The sequence below is a fragment of the Aerococcus sp. NPDC058936 genome (genome assembly GCF_042741995.1).
Lineage (GTDB): Bacteria > Bacillota > Bacilli > Lactobacillales > Aerococcaceae > Aerococcus.
Genome location: NZ_JBHYKZ010000004.1, coordinates 67,678 through 79,579, shown reverse-complemented (window position 1 = coordinate 79,579; position 11,902 = coordinate 67,678). Strand labels below are relative to the sequence as shown.

General features: G+C 39.9%; 10 protein-coding genes. 8 read left to right on the top strand and 2 right to left on the bottom strand.

Annotated features, from left to right (window positions below):
- Window positions 1–57: 57 nt before the first annotated feature.
- From ACFW0C_RS04380 to ACFW0C_RS04370, 3 genes are all read left to right on the top strand, one after another.
- Window positions 58–624 carry a sugar O-acetyltransferase gene (locus tag ACFW0C_RS04380; protein WP_378105886.1) on the top strand — a complete coding sequence of 189 codons (567 nt, stop codon included), beginning with the start codon at window positions 58–60 and terminating at the stop codon, window positions 622–624.
- 398 nt (window positions 625–1,022) lie between these two features.
- Entirely contained in the window at window positions 1,023–2,801 is a 1,779-nt protein-coding gene (gene spxB / locus ACFW0C_RS04375) for a pyruvate oxidase (protein WP_069285272.1), read from the top strand.
- A 249-nt stretch (window positions 2,802–3,050) separates the two neighbouring features.
- Window positions 3,051–4,268: a cobalamin-independent methionine synthase II family protein gene (locus tag ACFW0C_RS04370; RefSeq protein ID WP_378105714.1), complete on the top strand. Its 1,218-nt coding sequence runs from the start codon at window positions 3,051–3,053 to the stop codon at window positions 4,266–4,268.
- Between the two features lie 127 nt (window positions 4,269–4,395).
- Here the strand turns inward: ACFW0C_RS04370 and yidC are convergent, their stop codons facing one another.
- Both yidC and ACFW0C_RS04360 read right to left on the bottom strand, forming a co-directional pair.
- Complete coding sequence (gene yidC, locus ACFW0C_RS04365; protein ID WP_378105712.1) at window positions 4,396–5,322, bottom strand: membrane protein insertase YidC; 927 nt, start codon at window positions 5,320–5,322, stop codon at window positions 4,396–4,398.
- A gap of 90 nt (window positions 5,323–5,412) precedes the next feature.
- A complete protein-coding gene (locus ACFW0C_RS04360; protein WP_378105711.1) occupies window positions 5,413–5,691 on the bottom strand; it encodes an acylphosphatase in 279 nt (92 codons plus the stop codon).
- 192 nt (window positions 5,692–5,883) lie between these two features.
- Between ACFW0C_RS04360 and ACFW0C_RS04355 the strand changes: the two genes are divergently transcribed.
- The 5 genes from ACFW0C_RS04355 to recA all read left to right on the top strand — a co-directional run bounded on the left by ACFW0C_RS04355 (window position 5,884) and on the right by recA (window position 11,876).
- Complete coding sequence (locus tag ACFW0C_RS04355) at window positions 5,884–6,261, top strand: DUF1033 family protein (RefSeq protein WP_378105709.1); 378 nt, start codon at window positions 5,884–5,886, stop codon at window positions 6,259–6,261.
- Window position 6,262: 1 nt separating this feature from the next.
- Window positions 6,263–8,686, top strand: a complete 2,424-nt coding sequence (locus ACFW0C_RS04350) for a DNA translocase FtsK (protein ID WP_378105707.1) — start codon at window positions 6,263–6,265, stop codon at window positions 8,684–8,686.
- A gap of 89 nt (window positions 8,687–8,775) precedes the next feature.
- On the top strand, window positions 8,776–9,354 hold the full coding sequence (pgsA, locus tag ACFW0C_RS04345; RefSeq protein ID WP_378105706.1) for a CDP-diacylglycerol--glycerol-3-phosphate 3-phosphatidyltransferase: 579 nt from the start codon (window positions 8,776–8,778) through the stop codon (window positions 9,352–9,354).
- Window positions 9,355–9,468: 114 nt separating this feature from the next.
- Window positions 9,469–10,695, top strand: a complete 1,227-nt coding sequence (locus ACFW0C_RS04340) for a competence/damage-inducible protein A (protein WP_378105704.1) — start codon at window positions 9,469–9,471, stop codon at window positions 10,693–10,695.
- 89 nt (window positions 10,696–10,784) lie between these two features.
- Window positions 10,785–11,876: a recombinase RecA gene (recA, locus tag ACFW0C_RS04335; protein ID WP_378105703.1), complete on the top strand. Its 1,092-nt coding sequence runs from the start codon at window positions 10,785–10,787 to the stop codon at window positions 11,874–11,876.
- Window positions 11,877–11,902: the final 26 nt, after the last annotated feature.

Below are 11,902 nucleotides of genomic sequence, written 5' to 3'. Positions count from 1 at the left end.
AGAAGAAAGATAACCTGAATAAGAGAGGAGTTTATGATGACAGAAAACATTCAAAATATGACTGAAATGGAAAAACTGCAAGCAGGATTACCATACTCTATGCGAGATAAAGAAGTAAATAGTCAAAAACTTCAAGCAATCTCCGGTTGTAAAAAATTAAACAGTGTAGATACTTCAGATAATGTAGCATTGGAAGCGGCAATAAGAAATTTATTTGGAAAAGTTGGCAAAAATCCCTTTGTAGCACCGGTCTTTAATTGTGATAGTGGAGAAAATATTGAGGTCGGAGATAATTTTCTAGCAAATTATAATGTAACAATTTTGGATATTGCTAAAGTGAAAATCGGGAATGATGTGATGATAGGGCCAAATACATTGATTTCTACGGTAAATCATCCCATAACACCTCAAGGACGACGAGACCATCTAGCTCTGGCAAGCTCAGTAACAATTGGGAATGATGTATGGCTTGGTGGAAATGTAACTATTTTACCTGGTGTGACGATTGGTAACAATGTTGTTGTGGCGGCTGGTGCGGTTGTGACTAAGGATGTAGCTGATAATTCATTAGTTGGTGGGGTACCTGCCAAATTGTTAAAAGAAATTCCAAATGATGTTGTATAACTTCTTACAATAGCCATCAGTAGTTGTTTATACCGTTCGATTATATTTAAGATATTCTTCACTAACTTTCTAATGTATAAAGTTTATGGACTTTAATGGTGAGAATAAGTAGGAAATTTCTTTAATTTTGCAACAGTAAACTTGTGTAGTAGTGTTATAAGTAGTTACTTTTTAAAAGTTCTTGATTTATAAGGGTTTCTAGCCTTTTTACTGTACTAGTACAATTTCGCCTCTTGTACCACTCTTCTTGAAAAAATACAACATTGTACTGGAAATGGGGTATTTTTGGCTAATTATGGCCATCACAAAGGATATTTGTGGCAATTCATTGGATTGAACTGTTTTAAGTGCTATTATTTCAATTGTGATATTTTTAAATCAAATGGAGGGTAATCTAAATGTCAGATAACAAAATTAACATCGGTTTAGCAGTTATGAAAATTTTAGAGTCTTGGGGAGCAGATACTATTTATGGTATTCCTTCAGGTACTTTAAGTTCATTAATGGATGCTATGGGTGAAGAAGAAAACAACGTCAAATTCCTACAAGTGAAACACGAAGAAGTAGGTGCTATGGCTGCTGTAATGCAAAGCAAATTCGGCGGTAACTTAGGTGTTACTGTTGGTTCTGGTGGTCCAGGTGCATCTCACTTGATCAACGGTTTATACGATGCAGCAATGGACAACATTCCAGTAGTTGCGATCTTAGGTTCTCGTCCTCAACGCGAATTAAACATGGACGCTTTCCAAGAATTAAACCAAAACCCAATGTACGACCACATTGCAGTTTACAACCGTCGTGTAGCTTATGCTGAGCAATTACCAAAATTAGTTGACGAAGCAGCTCGTATGGCTATCGCTAAACGTGGTGTAGCAGTTCTAGAAGTACCTGGTGATTTCGCTAAAGTTGAAATCGACAACGACCAATGGTACTCATCTGCAAACAGCTTACGCAAATATGCACCAATCGCTCCAGCAGCACAAGATATCGACGCAGCAGTTGAATTATTAAACAACTCTAAACGTCCAGTAATCTACGCTGGTATTGGTACTATGGGCCACGGTCCTGCAGTTCAAGAATTAGCTCGTAAAATCAAAGCGCCAGTTATCACTACTGGTAAAAACTTTGAAACTTTCGAGTGGGACTTCGAAGCGTTAACAGGTTCTACTTACCGTGTAGGTTGGAAACCAGCTAACGAAACAATCTTAGAAGCTGACACAGTATTATTTGCTGGTTCAAACTTCCCATTCTCAGAGGTTGAAGGTACTTTCCGCAACGTGGATAACTTCATCCAAATCGATATCGACCCAGCTATGTTAGGTAAACGTCACCACGCTGATGTTGCTATCTTAGGTGATGCTGGTTTAGCAATCGACGAAATCTTAAATAAAGTAGATGCTGTTGAAGAATCAGCATGGTGGACAGCTAACTTGAAAAACATCGCTAACTGGCGTGAATACATCAACATGTTAGAAACTAAAGAAGAAGGCGACTTGCAATTCTACCAAGTGTACAATGCAATCAACAACCACGCTGACGAAGATGCAATCTACTCTATTGATGTTGGTAACTCAACTCAAACTTCTATCCGTCATTTACATATGACACCTAAAAACATGTGGAGAACTTCTCCATTATTCGCGACAATGGGTATCGCTATCCCTGGTGGTTTAGGTGCTAAAAACACTTACCCAGATCGTCAAGTTTGGAACATCATCGGTGATGGTGCCTTCTCTATGACTTACCCAGATGTAGTAACTAACGTACGTTACAACATGCCTGTAATCAACGTTGTATTCTCTAACACTGAATATGCCTTCATCAAAAATAAATATGAAGACACTAACAAAAACTTATTCGGTGTAGACTTTACAGATGTTGACTACGCTAAAATCGCTGAAGCACAAGGTGCTAAAGGATTTACTGTAAGCCGTATCGAAGATATGGACCGTGTAATGGCTGAAGCTGTTGCAGCTTACAAAGAAGGTAATACTGTAGTTATCGACTGTAAGATTACTCAAGACCGTCCAATCCCTGTAGAAACATTGAAATTAGATTCAAAACTATACAGCGAAGACGAAATCAAAGCTTACAAAGAACGTTACGAAGCTGCTAACTTAGTACCATTCAGAGAGTACTTAGAAGCTGAAGGCTTAGAATCTAAATACATCAAATAATCATTTGATAACCTTAGATTAGTAACCTAGATTTATAATATTCAGACGAGATAAGAACAGGTTGGGGCTTTTCCCAGCCTGTTTTTGCTTATATAGAATTCTTGCAAAAAATAGTTATTTCGACCAAATGATCAACCACCGTATTCAAGATATACTAATCAAGCTTGATAGTTTTTCTATACTTTAATCAAGACATAATAGTTTTGTAGATGTGTTACAATTTAGCTAAACAAGATGGAGGTTTTAGCTATGACAAACAAGAAAATTTTAACCACACATGTAGGTTCATTACCACGTCCAAAAGCATTATTAGAGGCAAATGATCGACGTGCAAAAAATGAAATTTCAGACGAAGAATATAATAAAATCATCCAAGATTCAGTGGATCAAGTTGTTGCAAAACAAAAAGAAATTGGTATCGACATTGTAAATGACGGTGAATATGGTCATATTACATCTGGTCCAGTAGACTTTGGTGCCTGGTGGAACTACTCATTCTACCGTTTAGGTGGTTTAGAAATGACTGACCAAGACCGTTGGGCAAACCCTGAAAAGATTCGTTCAACACCAGGAAATATTAAATTAACATCATTCCCTGACCGTCGTGACCGTGCAATTTTCTCAGCAGCCTATGAAGATCCAGATTCTGGTGTTTTAGGTAAACGTAAAGCTGTTGGAAACCCAGTTTTCGCTGATAAAGTGACTTACGTTGGTCAAGACCAAGTGCAACGTGACGTAGATTTCTTAAAAGCTTCACTAGCTAAAAACAACTTAGATAAAGGTTTTATCGCAGCTGTATCTCCAGGTTCAGCAGCTCGGCTACAAGATAACTACTACAATGGGGATGAAGAAGCCTTATTAAATGATTTGGCAGACGCATTACATGAAGAATATAAAGCGATCACAGATGCTGGATTCATCGTTCAAATTGATGCGCCAGACTTGGCTGAAGCTTGGGACCAAATTAACCCAGAGCCATCAATTGAAGACTTCCAAAGATGGTTACAATTACGTATTGACGCCATTAACCGTGCCTTAAAAGGTATCGATCCAGCTTTAGTTCGCTTACATATTTGCTGGGGTTCATGGCATGGACCACATACAACCGATATTCCATTAGAGTACATCGTTGACCAATGTTTAGAAGTTAATGCAGCAGGATTTACTTTTGAAGCATCAAGTCCACGTCATGCCCATGAATGGAAAGTATGGGAAAAAGCAGGCCGCTTAAAAGAAGGCCAATACATCATTCCTGGCTTAGTATCACATTCAACAAATGCAATTGAACATCCAGAATTAATCGCAGAACGCTTAATCCGTTTCGGTGAAATCGTTGGGCCAGAAAACGTCGTTGCTTCAACTGATTGTGGTTTAGGTGGACGTTTACACGAGCAAATCGCTTGGGCTAAATTAGAAGCCCTTGTAGAAGGTGCAGCAATCGCTTCTAAACACTTCTACGGAGAATAAAAGAGCTAAAAAGGGTTTGTGGCAGAGTTTCCACAAACCCTTTTATATATTTTTAATAGCGTAAGAAAAGCCCTCTGGCTAGCGTATTGAACGACAAGTCAGAGGGCTTTTACTGTGCAATCAGTTGTTATTTACGTTGTTTGCCAGCATTACGGTTTGTTTTGCTGTCATTATTTGTTAAGCGTTTGTTTGTAGATTCTTTCTTGACAGAATCAGTCACATCTTTACGGCCGCTAGAAGGTTTCTTCACTTTGATTGGATTCTCAGCCATCTCTTTATCTACTTCTGCCTGGATTCTTGGCTTGAAGTAGAAAGTTGTAAATAATGATTGAAGAATGGACCAAATGGCACCTGCTAAGAAGTAAAGTGTTAATCCGGCGGGTGTTGTAAATACGATGAATCCCATCATAATTGGTGTCATGAATAGGGTAGAACGCATTTGCGCTTTTTGCTCTTCTGGCACACCTTGCAAGGTAATGAATGATTGAATCAAGTACATTACAATGGTGATAATGGCTAATACCATATGAGATTCTCCAAGCGAGATACCGAAGAATTCGGAGCTAGCAATTGGTTCACTCACGCGAATAGCAGTATATAAACCGGAGATGATGGGTAATTGTAGTAATAATGGTAAACAACCCATACCACCAAACATAGAAACATTATTTTCGCGCATGAATTCTTGTTGTTCAGTCGCTAATGCCATTTTTTCTTCTTGCGTTGTGGCATTTTTTTGACGTTCTTGAATTTCTTTTAAGTATGGTTGGAAAGCAGCCATCTTAATTTGTTGACGCGTTGAGCTTTTCAGCTGGTTCAGGGTAAGTGGCAATAGAATAATACGAATGGCAATGGTAATAATGATAATAGCAATGCCGTAGTTACCAGCAAACTGATCAGCAATCCATGCGATAAGTTGACCAATCGGTTCTACTGTTAAGCGATACATAAGACCATCTGGATTATTTGGATTGGCGCATCCACCCAAAAATACCACGAGTGACATCACTAACAACATTAGCGATAGGCGTTTATTTTTTAAACGGCTTGACAATACTTCACGTCCTTTAATTTATATAGATATTTTATTCTTGTTTTAGTGTCTTGACTAACGTTACTATTGTAGCTAATTTAGGGGGCTATTTCAATAAACCGTGCGAAATTTCACCATTTCCTCACTATTGAAGGTTTCAACCACTTGGATATTGTCGACATGGGCAGATGGGTTTTCCGGCATTTCTTTGACTTCTTCAACAAAAGCACGCAAGGTGGCATCATCTGCTTGGGCAAGAATTTCTACTGATCCATCGTTCTTATTCTCAACGGTTCCTGCAACTTTCATCCTCTTGGCGATTCTTTCGGTAAAATAACGAAAGCCTACACCTTGCACACGTCCGGTTACAACAATTCGACTTGTTTTCATGAATATCCCTTCTTTCATTATGATTATTTAATTATACTAGATATGATGACGATTAACATCAGCCTAAGTACTGATTTTGGATAGATTTTTTATTAAAATGAAGTCCTCTGTTTACGTGATGTCAAAACGTCACCAAGATGAAAATCGACCATAAGTTTGGTATAATAGGGTGTTGATTGGAGAGTGAAGAAGATGAGTTTCCAAGTATATCAAATAGATGGATTTGACGAGCCATGGTGGTTTGAAGATGACTGGCATGAGCATGTCGTCTCTGTTCAAACGGCTGACAGCTTAGAAGATGCAGCACTTATTTTTGAAAGTGAATTATTAAAATTGCAGGGCTTGTTCCCGAAGACGCGTAGTCGAGTAGAAGGTATGCGCGCTTTCTGGCAACCGGGTGAAACGGATTGGTGTGAACCTTGTGCAAATGATGAACAAGTCTACCATAGTCTAGTCCTTTATGAGAACCAACAAGCTTTAAGTGAAACACGTGTCAAAGAATTAACCAGTATTTTAGACAATATCAATCACCGTTCGAGCGGTAAAAATCATTTAAAAGAGGAGGGTTAGCGTGGCAAGAAAAAAGAAAAGACGGACTAAAAAACAACAAGAACTATTCCGCATGCAATTATTTTCAGGGATTTCATTATTTTTCGCCATTATTGGTGTGTTAGAGCTTGGTGCATTGGGTCGATTATTCATGCATCTGATGGAATTTTTTGTTGGGGGACTAGCCATTCCTGTATTTATTATTGAAATTATCTTCACAGGCTGGATTCTTGTGACGGGGCATGGCCCATTAGTTTTAGGTAGAATCATGAACACGGTGATTTGGGCAGTACCTATCCTAGCTATATTAATGCATGCTTGGGATTATTTAGCCATTGCCTTATCCAGTGATACATCTGTATTAGAGGTGACATGGCAACGGGCTATCGCCAATTTTACCGCTGAAGGTGCCGGTCAACCCTTGGGTGGTGGGCTTTTAGGTGGTTTATTATACACCTTTACCTTCTACACAGTAAGTCAATTGGGGACCTATATTTTCGTGGGCATCGCTTTAATGATCCTATTGTGCTACTTGTTCAGTATTACCTGGTTAGATCTAGTCGAAGGGATTCAGTCCATTACCAGTGTGGTCTTTAATTGGTTAGGTGAATTCTGGGACACAACGAAACAACAATTCTCAAGTTACCGTGAGGACCGGGAAAAATATAAGGCAGACCAATCTAAACAAAAAGCTAGCCGAAGTAAAGCTGCTAAAAAAGGCAAGCTGTCTAATGAAAACCAAGAGAGTTCGGAAAACAACAACCGCATTAAACCAAAACAAGAGGATATAGACGACGAAGATTTAGTCATTGTCGGGCCAAGCGCTAGTGCAAGTAATAGCAACCAAACAGCCGAAATCCAACAAACTTCTCTTGAAATTGGCACGCAGGCTGATGAATTCCGCAAGGCTGAACAAGCAAATGCGCAAGCTAGTCCAGAGACTGACGACCAAGATGTTGATACTGAACCAGATGACGGTAAAGACATTGTCATGGATATGGCTGCAGAGCCAGATAATCCAGAGTATAAATTACCACCAGCCCACTTGTTGACGCCAATTAAAGCGACAGACCAAAGTGGCGAATACGCTGTTATTAAAGAAAATGTCCGTAAACTCGAAGCGACTTTCAAGAGCTTTAATGTGGATGCTAAAGTCACTAAGGCTAACTTGGGACCAGCTGTAACAAAATATGAAATTCAGCCAGCGATTGGGGTAAAAGTAAGTAAGATTGTTGGTTTAGCCGACGATATCGCCTTATCACTAGCTGCTAAAGATATCCGGATTGAGGCGCCAATACCAGGTAAATCATTTATTGGGATTGAAGTGCCCAATCAAGATGTATCCTTAGTTTCCTTCCGTGATTCTTTCGAGCATCAACTGCAATCGGGTAAAGTCTTGGAAGTCCCATTAGGAAAAGATATTTCAGGCAATATTCGTTCAGCAGACCTGACCAAGATGCCTCATTTACTGGTTGCTGGGTCTACCGGATCTGGTAAATCAGTCGCTATCAACGGGATTATCGTATCCATTTTGATGAAGGCCAAGCCTAATGAAGTAAAATTGATGATGATCGACCCTAAAAAAGTGGAACTATCGATTTATAACGGTATTCCACACTTGTTAACACCAGTTGTAACCAATCCAAGAAAAGCGGCTCAAGCCTTACAAAAAGTCGTTCAAGAGATGGAACGTCGTTATGAATTGTTTGCTGCTTCGGGCCAACGGAATATTGACGGTTACAATGACTTCGTTCATGAAGAAAACCTTAATGAAGGTACTGCGCATCCAACTCTACCTTACATCGTTGTGATTGTAGATGAGTTAGCCGACTTGATGATGGTCGCTTCTAAAGAAGTAGAGGCCGCAATTACCCGGCTAGCGCAAATGGCGCGTGCAGCTGGTATACATATGATTCTGGCGACACAAAGACCATCTGTTGACGTTATTACAGGGATCATCAAGGCTAACGTACCATCAAGAATTGCCTTTGCGGTATCTTCAGGAACTGACTCAAGAACCATCATCGACCAAAATGGCGCTGAGAAATTATTGGGTCGAGGAGATATGCTCTACCTACCTATGGGTGAGTCGAAATCAATTCGTGTTCAAGGGGCCTTTATCACAGATGACGAAGTGGAACGTGTGGTTTCTTTTGTAAAAGACCAACAAGAACCAAATTATGTTGAATCTATGATGCCAACTGAGACCAAAGAATCAGCCCCAGGCGAAGATTTAGATGAAATGTGGGATACTGTCCTAGAATTTGTTAAAACTCGTGAAACCGTCTCAATTTCTATGTTACAACGTCAATTTAGAGTCGGTTACAACCGGGCCGCCCGTCTAGTAGATGATATGGAACAACGCGGAATTGTCGGGCCACAAGAAGGGTCTAAACCTCGTACGGTCAACATCTTCCAAGAAAACGGCGATGAACCAACCGAATAGGTTATGTAATAGGCCGATACATACATTTGCCAAGTCAAAAAATGTTATACTATATTTAACATGGCAGACAGTCAACTAGGAGGGATTATTTGAATTTACCAAATAAATTAACCATCATTCGGATTATCATGATTCCAATCTTCATGATTTTCGTATCTATTCCAGCCAGTGGAGATGGTACACAAGTACTCGGCAGTCAGTGGTACTGGCAATACGTGGTGGCAGCTATCATTTTCGCAGTCGCATCACTCACCGACTGGCTAGACGGTTACATCGCACGTCGCGACAACCTTGTCACTAATTTCGGTAAATTTGCCGATCCATTAGCCGACAAGATGCTCGTTGCAACTGCCTTTATCGCCTTAGTTGGTATCGATTTAGCCCCAGCATGGTTAGTCTCAATCATTATCATGCGCGAATTAGCTGTCACCGGACTCCGTCTATTACTAGTGGAAAAAGGGACAGTCATGGCAGCTGGGAGTGCTGGGAAATTGAAAACGTTCACCCAGATGCTATCCATTACCTTCTTGTTAATCGGGGATTTCCCCTTAGGATTCTTGCCGTTTTCAATCGGACAAATTCTACTATATCTAGCATTAATCTTCACCATCTATTCAGGTGTAGACTACTTCGTTAAAAATATTTCCGTATTTTCAGACGGACTATAAGCACAATTTTTAAGGGCTTCGGTTTTTACCGGGCTCTTTTTTGTTCTATAATATACAGGTATCACTATGCGCAAACGCATAAATAAAACGTATATACTAATAGGTGGGAAAAGAATGAAAGTAGAAATTATAGCTGTTGGAACTGAATTGTTAATGGGACAAATCGCGAATACAAATGCACAATTTATTGCACGAAAATTGAATGAATTAGGCTTTGACCATTACATACAAACGGTCATTGGCGATAACCCTGAACGGTTAAAGAAAGTGACTGCTCAGGCTGAACAAAGGTCGGATATCATCATTTATACAGGTGGTTTAGGCCCTACCCGGGATGATTTAACTAAACAAACTATTTCAGCATACTTAAATCAACCACTCATTCACGATGAAGAGGGGATGAAAACCATCAAAGCAGCCTTTAAAAGCAGAGTTATGACTGAAAACAATCTGGCTATGGGACTGACTTTTGAAGCAGGACATACTTTCCCCAATGATGTAGGGCAAGCGCTTGGTACAGCGATTGAACATGATAACCATACCTATATTCTACTGCCAGGACCACCATCTGAAATGAAGCATATGTTCAACCATTATGTAGTTGATTATTTGCTAGACCAATACCAAAATGACATCGTACTAACATCTAAATATCTGCACTATTTTGGGATCGGTGAATCGCAATTAGCTGACACTATTGATGACTTGATTATGAGTCAAGAAAATCCAACTGTTGCCATTTACTTTGGTAATTTCATGGTAACCGTCAGACTGACTGCAGCGGGCAAAAATGAAGCAGAAACCAAGCCTTTATTAGAAAACCTGGCTACAGCTATCAATGATCGGTTAGCTGACTATTATGTAGGCGAAGGAGAAAACTTAGGTATCAATGAAGTGTTGGTAGAGAAATTGACTGAGCGCGACCAAACGATTGCCTTTGCTGAAAGTTTCACTGGGGGACTAGCAGCTAAGAAAGTTGTCGATGTCCCAGGGGCTTCAAAAGTCTTACAAGGGTCAGCCGTTACTTATACAGAAACAGCCAAAGCCAATGTCTTGAATGTGAAAGAGGACACACTGCAAACTTACGGTATGGTGAGTGCAGAAACAGCCACTGAAATGGCAGAAAATGTCCGAGATCTATATCAATCTGACTTTGGGATATCCTTTACAGGTGTCGCTGGACCAGACGCCATGGAAGGGAAAGAAGTGGGGACTGTCTATATTGGTATCGCCCAAGCTGGCCAAGAAACTAAGGTTTTAACACCGGCATTAAGGGGCAGCCGTCAAAATATTCAATATCGTTCAGTCTATTCAGCTTACTTTGATATCATTAAAAAATAATAGAACATTCGTTCGCTTTTCTCTTGCTTATTCGTCAAAAGAATTATAAAATAAAAGAAACGCAAGAGAACATTTAGGAGGATTTACGCATGACTATGGATAAAAACGATAGCAACCGTCAAAAAGCACTAGACGATGCAATGAAAAAAATTGAGCGTAACTTTGGTAAAGGCTCAATCATGAAAATGGGTGAACGCGGAGACGCTAGAATCTCTACTGTTCCAACAGGTTCATTAACATTGGATATTTCTTTAGGAGTTGGTGGCTACCCACGTGGTCGTATTATTGAAGTATACGGACCAGAATCATCCGGTAAAACGACTGTTTCATTACATGCAATTGCAGAAGTACAAAAACGCGGTGGTATTGCAGCCTTTATCGATGCTGAGAATGCGCTAGATCCTGAATATGCAGCTAAATTAGGTGTAAACGTTGATGAGTTACTCCTTTCTCAACCAGACACTGGTGAACAAGGTTTGGAGATCGCTGACGCTTTAGTATCTTCAGGTGCCATTGATATCATTGTTGTCGATTCAGTTGCAGCCTTAGTACCACGTGCCGAAATTGAAGGTGAAATGGGTGACTCTCATATCGGTCTTCAAGCCCGGTTAATGTCTCAAGCATTACGTAAATTATCAGGTACCATCAACAAAACGAAAACAATCGCTATCTTTATCAACCAAATTCGTGAAAAAGTTGGGGTAATGTTTGGTAGTCCTGAAACAACACCAGGTGGTAGAGCCTTAAAATTCTACTCTACTGTACGTTTAGAAGTACGTCGTGGTGAACAAATTAAAGAGAGCGGTAGCGCAATCGGTAACCGTACTAAAATTAAGATTGTTAAAAATAAGGTAGCACCACCATTCAAAGTGGCAGAAGTTGACATCATGTATGGGGAAGGAATTTCTCAAGAGGGTGAACTAGTTGACCTGGCAGCTGAATTAGACATTATTAACAAGTCCGGTTCTTGGTATTCATATGGTGAAGACCGTATCGGTCAAGGTCGTGAGAATGCAAAACAATTCTTACGCGAAAACCCAGAAATTCGTGAAACGATCGATGGACAGGTTCGTCAACACTTTGGTTTTGGCCAAAATGGTAAATTAAGCGAAGAAGAACTAGCGGCCTTAGAAGCAAATGATGAAGCGCAAGGGGAATTGTTGGAAGAAGCAACAGAATAAAATTTATTTTTAAATAGATAACCACC